This window comes from uncultured Chloroflexus sp., from assembly GCF_938091255.1.
Taxonomy (GTDB): Bacteria; Chloroflexota; Chloroflexia; order Chloroflexales; family Chloroflexaceae; genus Chloroflexus.
Genome location: NZ_CALLJH010000041.1, coordinates 1 through 15,452 on the forward strand (window position 1 = coordinate 1; position 15,452 = coordinate 15,452).

The following is a 15,452-nucleotide window of genomic DNA, read 5'->3' on the forward strand; positions in this document are numbered from 1 at the left end:
GACCCCCTCACCCCCTTGCCCCATCTCCCACGAGGGGAGAGGGGGGATAGCCCAATCTCATCGCATCAGTCGCGAACGAATCCCTCTCCCACGAGGGGAGAGGGGGGATAGCCCAATCTCATCGCATTAGTCGCGAACGAATCCCTCTCCCACGAGGGGAGAGGGGGGATGGTTACGCGCCGCTGCCGTGCGATGTCCATCGCCCCTCTCCCACGAGGGGAGAGGGGGGATGGTCTAGGTAGGGCGGAATGTATTCTGCCCCCGGTCAACCGGTTAGACGCGACGAGTATTCTCTCCGCAGTTCTCTGAGATGGGTTGGCAACTCTTGCAGAGAAAAAGTTTCTTACCATGGTTATGCTTTCGCAACGCAACTTCATTTCCAAGGAAGCAAATACCTCATTCCCAACAGCCAAAACCGCTTTGAGCATACCTTGCCGGCAAATTGCTCAAACAATCAAATGATTGACTATCATGCTACAATCAGAGTCGATCATGCGTCTTTGGGCAAGCTCTGGGTTTAGTTTTCTTGTCCACGTAGTTTGCAAACGGAACTACAGATCAGCCGGCAAGAGGGGTTGTTATGACTGTTGAGATCACCCGCGCAACGATCGACCGCTACAACCGTCCCGGCCCGCGTTACACCAGCTACCCCACTGTTCCGCACTGGAATGCCAATTTTACCGCCGATGACTATCTTGCAGCACTGCGCGATGTCGCCGCTACCCCTGATCCGATCAGTGTGTACGTCCATCTGCCCTTCTGCGCCGAACGGTGTGCCTACTGCGGGTGCAATGCGACATCAACCAAACGGGCCGAAGTGGTGGATCACTATCTTGACCGGCTCGAACGTGAGCTGGCGATGGTAACAACCACGCTCGGTACGGGGCACCGGGTAGTACAATTGCATTGGGGCGGTGGCACGCCCAATTTCTTGAATGAAGCACAAGCACGCCGTTTGATGGGTCTGCTGCGCGCCGCCTTTACCATTGACTCTGAGGCGGAAGTAGCGCTAGAGGTTGATCCGCGTATCAGCAGCCGCGAGCAGGTTTTCCTCTTCCGCGAGCTTGGTTTCAACCGAATCAGTTTCGGAGTGCAAGATATTGCCCACGATGTACAAGTAGCGATCGGGCGGATCCAGCCGCTCAGCCAGACCGAGACGGTAGTGCTGGCGGCGCGCGATGCCGGCTTTGCCAGCGTGAATATCGATCTGGTCTACGGCTTGCCCTACCAGACGCCGGCCAGCTTTGCAGCGACGTTGCAGGCGATGATTGATCTGCGGCCTGACCGGATTGCCTGTTTTAGCTATGCGCACCTGCCGCAGGCGCGGCCAAACCAGAAGTGGGTCGATGCGCGCCAGTTGCCAACCGGCTACGACAAGTTCCAGCTCTTCCGGCAAGCTATTGACGCTTTCACTGCGGTAGGATATGAATGGATCGGGATGGATCACTTTGCGCTGGCCGATGACGAATTGGCGGTAGCAGCGCGCGAGCGGCGGTTGCAGCGCAACTTTATGGGCTACACGGTGCTGCCGGCGCCGCACCAGATCGGCTTCGGCATGAGCGCAATCGGTGATTTGGCCGGACGCTACGCGCAGAACGACGCTCATCTTGGTCATTATCAGCGGGCAATTGACGCTGGCCATTTGCCAATTACGCGCGGTATGCGGCTCAGTGACGATGATCTGATGCGGCGGAAGGCGATTATGCATCTAATGTGCAATCTTGAGGTGCCGTTTGATCTGGAATTGCCGCCGCACGGGCAACGGCTCGGCGAGGCATTGGCCGCCGAGATCGAACGGATCGCGGCCTTCGCTGACGATGGGTTGGTTGAGGTAGAATCGCGCCGCTTGCGCGTCACCGAGCGCGGCAGGTTCTTTGTGCGGAATCTAGCGATGGAGTTGGATCGCTATCTACAACAGGCGACGGAACGGCCGATCTTTTCGAGCACGGTATGAGGAGTAGCGGGTATGATGGCAGCATACGACAGTGTCGTGATCGGGGGCGGCATCGGCGGGTTGGCGGCAGCCTACACCCTGTATAAACGAGGGTACCGAGTGCTGGTGATCGAAGCGGCCAACCGGGTTGGCGGCGTGATCCACAGTGTCACTACTCCAGAAGGGTTTACGCTCGATTGCGGGCCAAACACGCTGGGCACGAAAGATGTGCGGTTGTGGCAAGAGTTGATCGATCTTGGCTTACACGAGCGCATCACACCGGCAACGCGCTATGGCAAGCGACGGTTCATCTTGATCAACGGCAAGCCGGTTGAAATCCCCAGTTCACCAGTCAGTTTGGTGACAACGCCGCTCCTCTCGTGGCAAGGCAAGTTGCGCGTGCTCGCCGAACCATTCGTCAAGAACGCACCGACCAGCGCCGACGAGAGCGTAGCCGCCTTTTTCAGCCGTCGGATCGGCCAAGAAGCCACTGCACGGCTGATCGATCCATTTGTGGCCGGAGTCTACGCTGGCGATCCGAATCAACTGTCAGTAGCGGCCGTCTTCCCCTCGTTATGGGAAGCGGCTCAGCGTGGCGGCAGTATCGTGCGTGGGATGCTCAAGCGCCCGAAGCAGAAACCGGCGGTGAGTGAACCCAAGATGCGTAGTCGCACCTTCAGCTTCCGGGCCGGTTTGGCCGAGTGGCCACGTGGGTTAGCCCGCGCACTTGGTACTGGTACCGTGCTCACCGGGCGAAAAGCAGTAGGCCTGCGCGAGCGTGACGGTTTTTGGGAGGTAACAGTTGACGGAACCGGTGCGATCGAAACGATCACTGCCCGCAGTGTAATCATTGCCACCCCCGCCTACGCCGCCGCCGAGCTAATCGAGTCGCTCGACTCGAACGCTGCTAGCGCGCTGCGCAGTATCCCGTATGCACCGGTAGCCGTGGTGCATCTTGGCTTCCGCCGTGAGCAACTCTCACGCGAGCTACACGGGTTTGGCGTACTCGCTCCTTCCAGCGAACGGCGACAGTTCCTCGGCATTCTATGGGCTTCCAGCCTCTTCCCGCACGTCGCGCCGGCTGATCGGGCGCTGACGATTACGCTGGCCGGAGGTGCGATCCGGCCTGAATTGGCCGAGCAAAGTGAAGAAGCTCTGATTGAAGCGGCGATCCGTGACAATCAGCAGGTGCTAGGCATCAGTGGCCAACCGCTACTGACCCACGTCACGCGCTGGCGCTATGCGATCCCACAGTACACCTTCGGCCATCGCGAACGAATGGCGGCGATCGAGCGGCTTGAGCAACGCTGGCCAACCTTGCAGTTGACCGGCAGCTACCGCGGTGGCGTCGGCGTACCCAAGACATGGGCCACCGGCGTGCAAGCTGGCGAGCGGGTGGCAGCCGCGCTTGATGCACAAAGCGCCACCCCTACCACCTTCGAGCAGACGCGCGGGTAAGGTGCAACCTAAGCATGCGTTATGGAATGCGGCAGGGCAACTGCCGCATTCCATCGTCGCGGCGGTAGTTACTCTGCTGTACCCTCTAGTGACGGTTCACGCTACCCCAACGACTGTCCCTCGCTGTCTCACCAATGCAGTACAATACTAACATTCATTGCCAAAAAAGCCGGCTTCTAGGAGAGGGACAATGGACAGACATGACCGCATCGCGGGCGGGTTGTACGGTCTCTTGATCGGCGATGCGCTAGGGGTACCTTACGAATTCCACCCACCCACAGCTCTCCCGCCACCCAAACAAATTGACATGCAACCGCCGGTTGGCTTCCCACGCAGCCACCCCAACGTCCCGCCGGGAACGTGGTCGGATGACGGGGCCTTAGCCTTGGCCTTGCTTGACTCATTGCTCACGTGTGACCGGCTCGATCTCGAAGACTTTGCGCTCAAACTACGAAAGTGGTATGAACAGGGCGCGTATACCCCCGACGGCATCGTCTTCGATGCCGGCATTCAGACCGTCAAAGCAATTCAGGCATTGCAAAGCGGCATTCCGCCATACCGGTCAGGGCCGGCAGGCGAACACGACAATGGCAACGGTTCACTTATGCGCGTATTGCCATTGGCGCTCTGGCATACCGGCGATGATCGGGCACTGGTAGCCGATGCACACATGCAATCGTTGCCAACCCACGGTCACCTACGGGCACAAATCTGTTGCGCATTGTACTGCTTGTGGGCACGGTACGAGCTAGCTGGCGACGAGGCAGCGTGGTCAACGGCGAGTGATCGATTGCGCGACATCTACGGCAACGGGCAAGCGCGAATCGAGCTTGAGACGTATGTGCGGCCTGATGATCCCTTGCCGGGTGAAGGCAAGGGATACGTAGTCGATACACTCCGCTCGGCACGGTGGGCAGTTATGCAAGGTACCAGCTTCGAAGCGGTGGTACGGGCAGCAATCGGGCTTGGCTACGACACTGACACCACCGCTTGCGTCGCGGGCGGGATTGCCGGTATCCGCTACGGCCTCAGCGGCATCCCTGAAGGCTGGCGACAACAACTGCGCGGGCAGGAATTGGTGCAAGCATTGCTGGCACGGTTATGGCAACACCATGGGTAAAGGGCAGGCATACGCGCCCCCTACCCGGGCCGGCTTAGCGTTTTCAGCTGCAAACTCAACTGCTGATGGATCACTCGTGCAATCTGCATGGCCCCATCGCGTGGGACAGCGTGTTTGAGACGCTCAACCGTTGCGGCATAACGGGCCGGGTCTTCGAGACTGCTGACTGCGGCGATAATCCGCTCGTTGGTAGGACAAAAGAAACCCAGCTCGTAATTTAGCACAAAATCAATATTACCGTGCTCTTGAATCCCAACCGCTTCGGTCACGATCACCGGCTTACGCATTACCAAGGCTTCCATCAACGTACCGGGACCAGCCTTCGTGACCACCACATCACTCGCCGCCATCAGCTCTTCCATATTGTTTACAAAACCAAACAGATGGGTATGCGGCAAGCGCGGCCCATGACGCAGCTCTTCGTACAATGCACGATTCTTCCCAGTGACAACGAGCAACTGCTTATCAGGCATCTGCTGCTCGAACGTCTGCACCAACTCACCGAGCCGGCCCGACCCCACGCCGCCGGCAGTCAGCAAGACAGTGAAGCGATCGGGATCAAACCCCAACGCGCGACGCACCGTAGGCGCATCACGATTCTCGGCGGCAAACTTGGGATGCACTGGAAAGCCGCAACGCTGCAACTGGCTCGGCTTCATACCGCGCTTGTGCATCAGACGGTAGGCCTCATCGGTTGGGGTCAGAGCAAGATCAACGCCGGGATAGCTCCATGCCGCGTGGAGCGTAACGAGATCAGTCACGACGGTCACGACCCGAAACGCATTCTGCCGGCGCCGACGGGCTGCGCAGACGAGGCGATGCACTAACGGATGGGTGACAACCACCAGCCGTGGGCGACGTTCGGCCAGCAGGCGTTCGAGATTCTGGCGGGCAATCAGATAAACCACCCGCGAGAGAAAGCCAACGGTTGAGCGCGAATTGGTCAATTGAAACGAGAAATTGTACAGTTTCAGCCAGCGAGTCGAGAGCTGGTCATAAAGACCGGGAGCGCTGCGCACACCGGGCACATTCGTGGCCTGCAACAGATCTTCAATAGCCCACGTCATACTCCCGCCCGACAACTGTTCAAGCGCCGCGCTAATCGCCACTGCTGCGCTGCGATGGCCGCCGCCGGTATCAGAAATCGCAAATAGCACATCAATCGGTTGCCGGTTCATAGGTTTCTCAATCATGGCGATGTTGATCAAGATCGGCAATCACTTTCTCAGCAATCTCAAGAGCTGCCCGTGGCCGAGCCGCCGCCTGCGCGCACTGGCGCATTTCCAACAACATGGTTGGATGGTTGAGCAGATTGAGCACGGCCCGCGGCGTCGATTCGCACATCCGCAATTGGATGCCGCTGCCGGTGCTGACCACATAATCGGCATTCCATTCCTCGTGGCCGGGGATGGGGTCAATAATCACCATCGGCGTCCCCCGCGCCATCACCTCGCTGACAATCAAGCCACCCGCTTTGGTAATCACCACATCGCTCGCCGTAATCAGATCATCGACGTAATCGATAAAACCAAGCACACGCAGATCGACATTCGGGGTCGAAATAAAATCGCTCAGTGACTCAACCAGCGTGGTATTGCGGCCAGCCACCACCACAAGGGTCGCCTTGAGTTCACTTTGCATTAAGCCGCTGACGATTTGACGCACGTGATCGTCATCAACCCCACCGCCAAACAAAGTTATAACGGTCGTATCAAGCGGCAAATCACGCCGACTGCGCGCCTCGCAGCAGTCGTTTGGCTGGGCAAATTGGGGATCGATCGGAATCCCGCTCACCACGATCTGTTGCGGACTGATCCCGCGTTCAATCAGTTGCGCACGGGTCTGATCATCACCGACAAAATACCCATCAATCTCGGTGTACGTCCAGAAGGTATGAGCCGCATAATCGGTAATCACGCAATAGACCGGCTCGGTCAGGCGTGCGCTACGTTTATAGCCGACAAGCAGCTCCATCGGCAAGAAGTGAGTACAGATAATCACTTCTGGTTGAAACGCGCGCAGCACCTCTTTGAGACCATTGGTGCCGATGCTTTCAACCAGTTTACGAATATTGTTCGTAATTTCAGATAAATTCGGATCGGCGTTGGTCTGGGTATAAAAATACCCCCATATCAGCGGCGCCCGGTCGGTCAATTCAAGGTACGAGCGCGCATAAGCGAGACGGAACAGGCGCGAGGTATGATCAAGCACATCCTCAACCCGCACCTCTCCCGGCTGGCGACGGCTAAACGCAGCGGCCAATGCTTCGGCTGCGCGTTTGTGGCCTGTGCCCACCGATGCGTGCAAAATCAAGACTCGCGGCATAACAGTATCTCCGGCGAGGCGCCATCTCGGCGCGCAGGTAGTTGCTCACTTAACGGTATGGTACCATGTTTCGCCGCTATGTGTGGCGAGGAGCCACACCGTTAGTTGACACCCCCGTCGGGGTGTGGTACGATGCCACTACCTTTAATACAGCCCTGTGAGGCTGTAAAGGAGCATGTATTGATGAACCAGAACGCGACCCGGCCTGAAATGCCGTTATCCCTTTGCCCCGCCGCGGTGGGCAAGGGTTTTTTTGTTTGCGCAGCCCGCCGTATGCGGCAGTGCGGAGGAAGGCATGAGCAACGAGAAACAGATTCTGTCAGCCGACGAGATTCGGAGAGCGCTAGTACGAATCGCCCACGAGATTGACGAGCGCAACGGTGGTCTGCGCGACGTGGTGATCGTGGGTATTCGCAGTCGCGGGGTCCCGCTTGCCGAGCGGATCGCCGCTGCGATCGCCGATTTTGATGGCACGCGCGTGCCAGTCGGCCAACTTGACATTACGCTCTACCGCGACGATTTGAAGCTGCGCGGCCCGGCAGCGCGCGTGCGTAAGACCGATCTGCCGATTGACATTACCGGCAAGACGGTGGTGCTGGTGGATGATGTCCTCTTCACCGGACGAACTGTACGGGCCGCACTCGATGCAATTGCCGATCTGGGCCGTCCAGCCCGGATTCAACTGGCCGTATTGATCGACCGCGGCCACCGCGAATTGCCAATCCGGGCCGACTTCGTCGGCAAAAATGTACCAACCTCGCTGTCAGAGCGGGTCATGGTGCGCCTGCGCGAAACCGACGGGGTTGATGAAGTTGTGATTCAGCGAGGTGCAAGCAATGAGTGAACTGCGCCGCCACGCGATCGATCTCGATGACTTTAGCGCCGCCGAGATCGAAGAGATTTTAGAGACTGCCGAAAGCATGCGCGAAGTGCTTGGGCGCGAGATCAAGCAAGTGCCGGTGCTGCGCGGCAAAACCGTTGTCAATATGTTCTTTGAAGAGAGCACCCGCACCCGCATCTCGTTCGAGCTAGCCGCCCGCGCATTATCGGCCAACGTCGTCGCATTCACTGCTCGCGGCAGCAGCGTCGAAAAGGGCGAGTCGCTAGTTGACACCGTGCGCACGTTACAGGCGCTCGGCGCTGACATGATCGTCATGCGGCACAGCCAATCGGGCGCACCCTATTTAGTGGCGCGCCATTTTCGCGGCTCGCTGATCAATGCTGGCGACGGACGCCACGCCCATCCGACACAGGCATTGCTTGACCTGTACACAATGCGCAGCCGGCTCGGCCAGATTCGTGATCTCCATGTGGTGATTGTCGGCGACATTTTGCACAGCCGGGTGGCTCGCTCGAACTTGTGGGGCTTGACTCGGCTTGGCGCGCGAGTAACGCTCTGCGGCCCACCGACTCTGATCGGGCCGGCTGCGTTCTGGACGGCAACATGGCCAACGATCCGCATTGTTCACGAGCTTGACCCGCTTTTGCCCGAAGCAGACGTGGTTATGGCGTTACGATTGCAAAAAGAGCGCATGCAGAGCGGATTGCTGCCGGCACTGCGCGAATATACCCGAGTCTACGGGCTCACCGTCGAACGATTGGCCCGCCTGCCCAAGCACGCGATTGTGATGCATCCCGGCCCGATGAACGAAGGCATCGAGATCTTTCCTGAAGTCGCAACGGCATCGTCGGCAGCGATTGAAGAACAAGTCACCAACGGCGTCGCCGTGCGGATGGCGCTGCTCTACCGAATGGCCGGTTAAGGGGGATACAATGCGGTATCTGATCAAAAATGGCACGATTATCGATCCGGCTAACCGGGTGGCGACGATCGGCGATATTCTGGTTGCAAACGGCAAAGTGGAGCGTTTGTACGATCTCGCCGACTTACATAGCGAACGCGAGCCGCTCGGGCCTGATGTGGAAGTGATTAATGCGCGCGGCTGCGTAGTGGCACCGGGGTTTACCGACCTCCACACCCATCTGCGCCAACCGGGTGAAGAGCACAAAGAGACGATTGCCAGCGCCAGCGCCGCGGCAGCGGTCGGGGGGTTCACCACTCTCTGCGCGCGCCCAACGACGCGCCCCATACCCGACAATGCCGCCGCGATCCGGCAGTTGCGCGAATTGGCTGACAGTTATGGCAGCGTGCGGATCGATCTGATCGGCGCGTTGACGCTGGGCAACGAGGGGCGCGCATTGAGCGAGATGCGTGAACTGGCGGAAGCCGGCTGCATCGCCTTCAGTGATGGCGGGCGCACGATTACCGATGCGGCGCTGATGCGCAATGCGATGGCTTACGCGGCGGCCTTGGGATTGCCAGTGATGGTGAGCTGCCAAGATCCGCATCTCGCTGCTGGCGGCGTCGCTCACGAGGGTGCGGTGAGCATCCGGCTGGGGCTGCCCGGCATCCCCGCTGCCGCTGAAGAGGCGATTGTCGCCCGCGATATTGCACTGGCTGAAGCAACTGGCGCGCATCTGCACATCAGCCGGGTTAGCACTACCGGCAGCGTGGCGCTCATCCGCACTGCCCGCGCGCGTGGCGTGCGGGTGACCGCCGAAGTGACGCCACACCACCTGACCCTCACCGACCGCTGGCTGCTCGGCTGGCTGGAAGAGCGCCACGAAATCGAGATGGGCCGGCCCGGCGCGCATCCCGATCTCAGCCTGCCGTCGTGGCTCAATCCAGCTTTGCTGCCGCCATACGATAGTTCGACCCGCGTTGACCCGCCGCTGCGCAATATCGAACACGTCGAGGCGTTGATTGAAGGGTTGCGCGACGGTGTCATTGATGCCATTGCCGTTGACCACGCGCCGCACGCGCTGGTCGATCGCGACTGCGAATACGGTATTGCGCCACCCGGTATCAGCGGGCTTGAGACGGCGTTGGCGTTGGCGTTAACTCTTGTGCATCGTGGCGAGATGGACATTGTCAATCTGATTGCCAAATTGACCGAAGGGCCAGCGCAGGTCCTTAATCGATCACCTGCCAATTTACGCCCCGGCGCAACTGCCGATATTGTTATCTTCGATCCTGAACGTAGTTGGGTTGTCGATCCCGATCACTTTGTTTCGTATGGACGGAACACGCCATTGCGTGGCCAGCGGCTCAAAGGACAAGTGATGTTAACGATGGCCGCCGGTAAGATTGTCTTCCGCCGTGACGATTTTGGCCGACAGGCCCAAGCAGCACCACAACCATCACGGTTAGAAGGCATTTTGGAGACGGAGTAACCAGTAAACCCTGCGATACTACGAGAGCATGAACGACGCCGCTGGTTTGCAGCGGCGTCACGTTTTCTCGGTCAAAACCACCGTACCTATCGTCTCGTCTCACGGTGTTGGAAAAATGTTTCATGGTAAGATGCTCGTAGCGAACCTACACGTGACACACCTATAGCTACCAGTTGGAGGGGCTATGAGTAATCCGATCACGATTCTAATTGCTGATGATCATACGATGTTCCGGCAAGGGCTGCGCGAAATCCTTGAGCGTAAAGGCGGCTTTCAAGTGGTAGCCGAAGTGCGCGATGGCGTAGCCGCGGTCGAGGCAGCCAAAACGACCAAACCCGATATTGCCTTGCTCGATGTTTCGATGCCAGTGATGACGGGGATCGAAGCGGCACGCCAGATCGCACAGGTAAGCCCAAATACCCGCTGTGTCGTCCTGACGATGCACCGCGATGAGCAGACCGTACTCGAAGCGTTGCGCGCCGGAGCCAACGCGTATCTGCTGAAAGACGCGGATGCCAACGAATTGATCGAAGCCATTCATGTTGTCTACCGCGGAGAAGCAGCCTTGGCCGGCAGCGCCGCCGCGCGCGTGCTTGATCTGCTGCGGCGCAATGACAACGCGCCGGCGCTCAACGAAGTGTTGACGCCGCGCGAACGCGATATTCTCGCGCTTGTGGCTCAAGGCGACGATAACCGCGCCATCGCGCTTAAGTTGAGCTTGGCTGAAAAGACGGTTGGCAATCGCCTGAGCGAAATCTTCCAGAAGTTGGGGGTGAGTAATCGCACCCAAGCGGCGATCGTGGCGGTGCAACGCGGGCTGGTACCGCCGCCGGAGTTGCGGTAGGGTTGCATTCCCCGCCTTCGGCCCTCAGATTGCAGGCGGCACGGCAAAAAGTGACGCATCAATCGCTAGCCGCGTTGCATTCCCTGCTGCTTCGACCCTCAGATTGCAGGAGCGGAACGCAGCAACGCGCTGCTTTTGCACAAGCGGGAGGGGGTGAGGGTGCAATCTGCCGTGTCTCCCGACCCTACAGGGCCGGGCTAAGGTTACGAAGCCCGCTGCGCGGGCTGGGGATAGGGGCGAGAATGTACCCGCGCTTCCCGAAGTTATCTATCGGCGAGGATTTCATTTCATAGACTGGTTGGATTTCACACTAGATTGAGGAATCGTGCTGACACTTACCGGCATACACCACGTGACTGCCATTTCTGCCGATATCCGGCGCAACTATGACTTTTATACCCGTGTGCTGGGGATGCGGCTGGTGAAGCGCACCGTTAACCAAGATGACACGCGCGCCTATCATTTGTTCTACGCCGATGGGGCCGGCACACCCGGCAGTGACTTGACCTTCTTCGACTGGCCGCTGCCGCGTGAGCGGCGGGGGACAAACAGTATCACCCGCACGATGCTGCGCGTCAACGGCGCAGCGAGTTTGGTATGGTGGACTGAGCGATTGCGCGCCGAAGGGGTGAAAACCGGTGATATTATCGAGCGCAATGGCAGATTAACGCTCGATCTGGAAGACCCGGAAGGGCAACGGCTATCGCTCGTCGATGACGGCGGAACGGGTACGTTTGTGCCGTGGGAGCAGAGTTCGGTGCCGCCTGAATATCAGATTCGCGGGTTAGGGCCGGTGATACTCAGCGTGGCGAGCCTCGACCTCACTGACACTATGCTGCGCATGGTGCTGAGCATGCAACCGCAGCGCACCTATCCGCATCCCGACTTCCCCGACGACGCGGTGCATGTCTATACAATGGGCAACGGCGGGCCAGCGGCAGAAGTTCACGTCGTCGCCCAACCTCACTTGCCACCTGCACAAGCAGGAGCCGGCGGCGTTCATCACGTCGCTTTTCGGGTACCGACCTTTGCTGAGCATACGGCGTGGGCGCAGCGGCTGCGCGAATTGGGCATTCCCAACAGCGGCATCGTCGATCGCTACTACTTCCGCAGCCTGTATGTTCGCGAATCGAACGGCATCCTCTTTGAGCTGGCCACCGACGAACCGGGCTTTGCGGTTGATGAACCAGTAGCAGCGCTCGGTGAACGGTTAGCATTGCCGCCATTCCTCGAACCGCACCGGCCAGCGATTGAAGCTGGATTAAAACCATTGGTCGCAAACTGATAAACGCCACAACTGGGAACTTCTCCCCATCACGATGGGAAGACGGCCCCTTGGCCGCCTTTTTGCTTATCGGTATACTAACGATGCAATCGCAAGCATTTTGCTCATCATTGTGGAGGATGCCACATGACGATATTTGTAAATAGCTTGAAAACGGTTGGTCTGCTTGGCCTGCTCACTGGCCTCTTTATTGTGATCGGCGGCGCAGTTGGCGGCCAGCTCGGCATGATCATCGCCTTCGTTTTGGCCATTGTGATGAATATGGGCGCGTGGTGGTTTTCCGACAAACTTGCGCTGAAGATGAGCGGCGCGCAAGAGGTCTCACCAAGTGAAGCGCCCGAATTGCATGCAATGGTTGAAGAATTGTCGCGCCGGGCGGGCATTCCCAAGCCGCGGGTATACATCATCGACACTGATGCACCCAACGCTTTTGCTACCGGACGCGACCCTGAGCACGGCGCAGTGGCAGTGACCACTGGCATTGCCCGCCTGCTCACTCGCGAAGAGCTTGCCGGCGTGATTGCACACGAGCTGGCGCACATCAAGCATCGCGACACGCTGATCTCATCAATTGCGGCGACGATCGCTGGCGCAATTGGCATGTTGGCCGATATGGTGATGTGGGGAATGATTTTTGCCGGTCTTGGCGGTGGTGATGAGGAAGAAGGTGGTGGCATCGCGGGCTTGGTGGGAGGTGTGCTCACTGCGATGCTAGCCCCAATCATGGCTCTGATTATTCAGATGGCAATCTCGCGCTCGCGTGAGTACATGGCTGATGCTGGCGGCGCGCAAATCCTTGGCAATCCGTTACCGCTAGCAAGCGCGCTTGAGAAGATCGAGTGGGCGGCTAGCCGGATGCCGATGGAGGAAGCTCGCCCAGCGACTGCACACCTGTACATCGTCAATCCGATACTGGGCGGGCTGGCCGGTCTCTTCCGTACCCACCCAGAGACGCACAAACGGATCTCGCGTCTGCGCGCGATGGCCAATCGTAGTGGCAACCCTGCGCTTATGGCCTAATCAGCTCTCACGCAGCGCGTTACTATAGATTTCCTCCTTCCCCCTTTCAGCAGGCGTCGCTCAATGGTGAGCGGCGCCTGTTTTGCGGTACAATGCTGGCAATAGGCGTTAGACAGTCGTGTTTCACCAACCAACGATGATCAACATTAGCACAGTGCGATTATCTCTAACCAAACATAGCAGACTTCTTATGAAACAACTCCTCCTTATCATCAGCATGTTTGCCGTACTAGCCGGCTGCATGCTGCCGGTCGAGAAGCCGCCAGAGTACGTTTTGCCCACAGCTACGCCACTCGCCAGCTCAGGCTCAACCAATGCCCCACCCCGATCACCAACACCAATCACGACAGAGATACCCGAATCGAACAGTGAGATTGATGAGATCGCGCTGATTGATGCCGCTGCTCGCCTGCCGCGTGATCAGATCGAACTCGCTCGCCAACTAGGCACATGCCGCCCAGCGCCAGACGAATGCCCTGACGTTGCCCGTACTACACCGCTTGAGGTGCAAGTTGGCGAGCAGCAAACCTTCTTTGTGACCGACTTTGGCACCAATACACAGTATGAAATCACGGCCGAGCTGCGCTATGCCGGGCCGGTAGTGCTCATGTATGTGGAAACCGGCGTTCCTTACAATCAACGAGATTTAGAGCGCGCAGCGCGTATCTTTGAGCAAGAGATTTACCCGCGCACTCGCGAAATTTTTGGCAGTGAAGCGCAACCCGGTGTTGATGGCGATAACCGGATCACAATTCTCAATGCTGTCGAGCGCAGCCGCCAAATCCTCGGCTACTACTCGTCGAGCGACTCGCTAACACGCCAAGTCAATCGCTACAGCAATGAGCGCGAGATGTTCTTTATGAACATCGAACTCATGCCGTTCGACAGTGATACCTACCTTGACGTGCTGGCTCACGAATTTCAGCACATGATTCACCAGAACGAACAAGCGAGCAGCGCGCTCTGGCTGAACGAAGGCATGTCGCAATTAGCCGAAGATCTCAACGGCTTTCAGAGTGATGGTTTCATTCCACTGTACCTACGCAATACCGACATTCAACTGACGGGATGGGGCTTTGCGCCGGGCCAATCAGGAGTGCATTACGGTGCAGCCCATCTTTTTATGCGCTACATCTACGCCCAATACGCCGGCAAAGACCAACTGCGGCCACTCATCCGCGCAAACGCGGGGAACAACCTCGAAGCATTCGTCGAACTTGCCGCGCGCACCCGACCTGACATTACCCATTTTCGCCAGATTATGGCCGATTGGGCGGTTGCCAATCTGATCAATAACCCCAAGGTAGGTGATGGACGTTACACCTACGATACCGGCACCGAATTGAGCAATTTGTTGCCGCGCACTGTACGCCCAGACGTAATAGACAACCGCCACAGCGACGACATCGTGCAGTTTGGGGTTGATTATCTATCGTTGCCACGCAATACACGCACCGTCACCTTCCGCGGCGACACCACCGTGCGGATCGCCGGACAGATGCCACGCGGACGCTATGCATGGTGGAGCAACCGCAGCGACGATAGCATTGCAACGCTCACGCGCAAGATCGATCTGCGCGGCGTCAGTTCGGCCACACTCATCTTCGACACGTGGTTCGAGATCGAAGACGATTATGACTACGCTTTCGTCACCGTCTCAACCGATGGTGGTCGAACATGGGAGACTCTACCCGGCAAATGGACAACCGACTATGACCCACAGGGGGTGAATTACGGCCACGGGTTAACCGGGGTGTCGGGTAGACCAGAGGCAAACATAGAAGATGGCCTGCGCGGGCGCTGGGTGAGCGAGCAGATGGATCTGACGCCATTTGCCGGGCAAGAGGTATTGCTGCGCTTTTGGTCGATCAATGATCAAGGGGTGCATGCGCCGGGGATTATGATTGACAACATCGCCATTCCTGAAATCGGCTTCCGCGATGATGTAGAAAGCGGGACGGGCGATTGGGAAGCTGCTGGCTTTGTGCGGATTGACGGCGATCTGCCGCAGCAGTGGGAATTACGGCTGGTGCGCACGGCGGCCAATGGCCAGATCACCGTCGAGGCGTTGGAAGTCAATGCTGATGGCGTCGCGACGGCAACGTTGAACAACGGCGAGCGGGGGGTATTGGTCGTGATTGCGGTCACACCGCATACCGGTGAACGGGCGCGGTACGAGGTGATCTGCAGCGACACCGGGGCATAGCGTGCTATGCCTTTCCGAGAGGCTACA

Annotated in this window: 12 protein-coding genes and 1 CRISPR repeat array; of the genes, 10 read left to right on the forward strand and 2 right to left on the reverse strand. The window is 58.4% G+C overall.

Going from position 1 to position 15,452, the window contains the following annotated elements:
* Positions 1 to 20: 20 nt before the first annotated feature.
* Positions 21 to 233: direct repeats of the CRISPR family, unit length 28 nt; unit sequence CCCTCTCCCACGAGGGGAGAGGGGGGAT.
* Between the two features lie 347 nt (positions 234 to 580).
* The 3 genes from hemN to Q1A00_RS14320 all read left to right on the forward strand — a co-directional run bounded on the left by hemN (position 581) and on the right by Q1A00_RS14320 (position 4,511).
* Positions 581 to 1,954, forward strand: a complete 1,374-nt coding sequence (hemN, locus tag Q1A00_RS14310; RefSeq protein WP_298408460.1) for an oxygen-independent coproporphyrinogen III oxidase — start codon at positions 581 to 583, stop codon at positions 1,952 to 1,954.
* Between the two features lie 12 nt (positions 1,955 to 1,966).
* On the forward strand, positions 1,967 to 3,391 hold the full coding sequence (hemG, locus tag Q1A00_RS14315; protein ID WP_299757455.1) for a protoporphyrinogen oxidase: 1,425 nt from the start codon (positions 1,967 to 1,969) through the stop codon (positions 3,389 to 3,391).
* A gap of 190 nt (positions 3,392 to 3,581) precedes the next feature.
* Positions 3,582 to 4,511: an ADP-ribosylglycohydrolase family protein gene (locus tag Q1A00_RS14320; protein WP_298408465.1), complete on the forward strand. Its 930-nt coding sequence runs from the start codon at positions 3,582 to 3,584 to the stop codon at positions 4,509 to 4,511.
* 20 nt (positions 4,512 to 4,531) lie between these two features.
* Here Q1A00_RS14320 and Q1A00_RS14325 read toward each other — a convergent pair whose 3' ends face one another.
* Together Q1A00_RS14325 and Q1A00_RS14330 are read right to left on the reverse strand one after the other, a co-directional pair.
* Positions 4,532 to 5,689, reverse strand: a complete 1,158-nt coding sequence (locus Q1A00_RS14325; RefSeq protein ID WP_298408469.1) for a glycosyltransferase — start codon at positions 5,687 to 5,689, stop codon at positions 4,532 to 4,534.
* A gap of 7 nt (positions 5,690 to 5,696) precedes the next feature.
* A complete protein-coding gene (locus tag Q1A00_RS14330; RefSeq protein WP_298408471.1) occupies positions 5,697 to 6,836 on the reverse strand; it encodes a glycosyltransferase in 1,140 nt (379 codons plus the stop codon).
* A gap of 295 nt (positions 6,837 to 7,131) precedes the next feature.
* On the opposite strand from Q1A00_RS14330, the gene pyrR reads away from it, so the two are divergent.
* The 7 genes from pyrR (at position 7,132) to Q1A00_RS14365 (ending at position 15,425) form a co-directional block, all read left to right on the forward strand.
* Entirely contained in the window at positions 7,132 to 7,680 is a 549-nt protein-coding gene (pyrR, locus tag Q1A00_RS14335) for a bifunctional pyr operon transcriptional regulator/uracil phosphoribosyltransferase PyrR (RefSeq protein ID WP_066784946.1), read from the forward strand.
* Positions 7,673 to 8,599 carry an aspartate carbamoyltransferase catalytic subunit gene (locus tag Q1A00_RS14340; protein WP_298408478.1) on the forward strand — a complete coding sequence of 309 codons (927 nt, stop codon included), beginning with the start codon at positions 7,673 to 7,675 and terminating at the stop codon, positions 8,597 to 8,599. Before pyrR ends, Q1A00_RS14340 begins: the two co-directional genes overlap by 8 nt.
* Before the next feature lie 10 nt (positions 8,600 to 8,609).
* Positions 8,610 to 10,070, forward strand: a complete 1,461-nt coding sequence (locus Q1A00_RS14345; RefSeq protein WP_298408481.1) for a dihydroorotase — start codon at positions 8,610 to 8,612, stop codon at positions 10,068 to 10,070.
* Positions 10,071 to 10,254: 184 nt separating this feature from the next.
* Entirely contained in the window at positions 10,255 to 10,914 is a 660-nt protein-coding gene (locus Q1A00_RS14350) for a response regulator transcription factor (RefSeq protein ID WP_298408484.1), read from the forward strand.
* A 325-nt stretch (positions 10,915 to 11,239) separates the two neighbouring features.
* Positions 11,240 to 12,199: a ring-cleaving dioxygenase gene (locus Q1A00_RS14355; protein ID WP_298408487.1), complete on the forward strand. Its 960-nt coding sequence runs from the start codon at positions 11,240 to 11,242 to the stop codon at positions 12,197 to 12,199.
* 126 nt (positions 12,200 to 12,325) lie between these two features.
* Positions 12,326 to 13,219 (forward strand): zinc metalloprotease HtpX, encoded by an 894-nt coding sequence (gene htpX, locus Q1A00_RS14360; protein WP_299757463.1) that lies wholly within the window; start codon positions 12,326 to 12,328, stop codon positions 13,217 to 13,219.
* Positions 13,220 to 13,409: 190 nt separating this feature from the next.
* Positions 13,410 to 15,425 (forward strand): immune inhibitor A domain-containing protein, encoded by a 2,016-nt coding sequence (locus Q1A00_RS14365; RefSeq protein WP_299757466.1) that lies wholly within the window; start codon positions 13,410 to 13,412, stop codon positions 15,423 to 15,425.
* The last annotated feature ends 27 nt before the right edge of the window (positions 15,426 to 15,452 follow it).

Coding starts and splice junctions, on each gene's coding strand:
- Q1A00_RS14340 (WP_298408478.1), top strand. CDS start 7,673: ATGAGTGAACTGCGCCGCCACGCGATCGATCTCGATGACTTTAGCGCC.
- hemN (WP_298408460.1), top strand. CDS start 581: ATGACTGTTGAGATCACCCGCGCAACGATCGACCGCTACAACCGTCCC.
- htpX (WP_299757463.1), top strand. CDS start 12,326: ATGACGATATTTGTAAATAGCTTGAAAACGGTTGGTCTGCTTGGCCTG.
- Q1A00_RS14325 (WP_298408469.1), bottom strand. CDS start 5,689: ATGAACCGGCAACCGATTGATGTGCTATTTGCGATTTCTGATACCGGC.
- Q1A00_RS14345 (WP_298408481.1), top strand. CDS start 8,610: ATGCGGTATCTGATCAAAAATGGCACGATTATCGATCCGGCTAACCGG.
- pyrR (WP_066784946.1), top strand. CDS start 7,132: ATGAGCAACGAGAAACAGATTCTGTCAGCCGACGAGATTCGGAGAGCG.
- Q1A00_RS14350 (WP_298408484.1), top strand. CDS start 10,255: ATGAGTAATCCGATCACGATTCTAATTGCTGATGATCATACGATGTTC.
- hemG (WP_299757455.1), top strand. CDS start 1,967: ATGATGGCAGCATACGACAGTGTCGTGATCGGGGGCGGCATCGGCGGG.
- Q1A00_RS14330 (WP_298408471.1), bottom strand. CDS start 6,836: ATGCCGCGAGTCTTGATTTTGCACGCATCGGTGGGCACAGGCCACAAA.
- Q1A00_RS14320 (WP_298408465.1), top strand. CDS start 3,582: ATGGACAGACATGACCGCATCGCGGGCGGGTTGTACGGTCTCTTGATC.
- Q1A00_RS14365 (WP_299757466.1), top strand. CDS start 13,410: ATGAAACAACTCCTCCTTATCATCAGCATGTTTGCCGTACTAGCCGGC.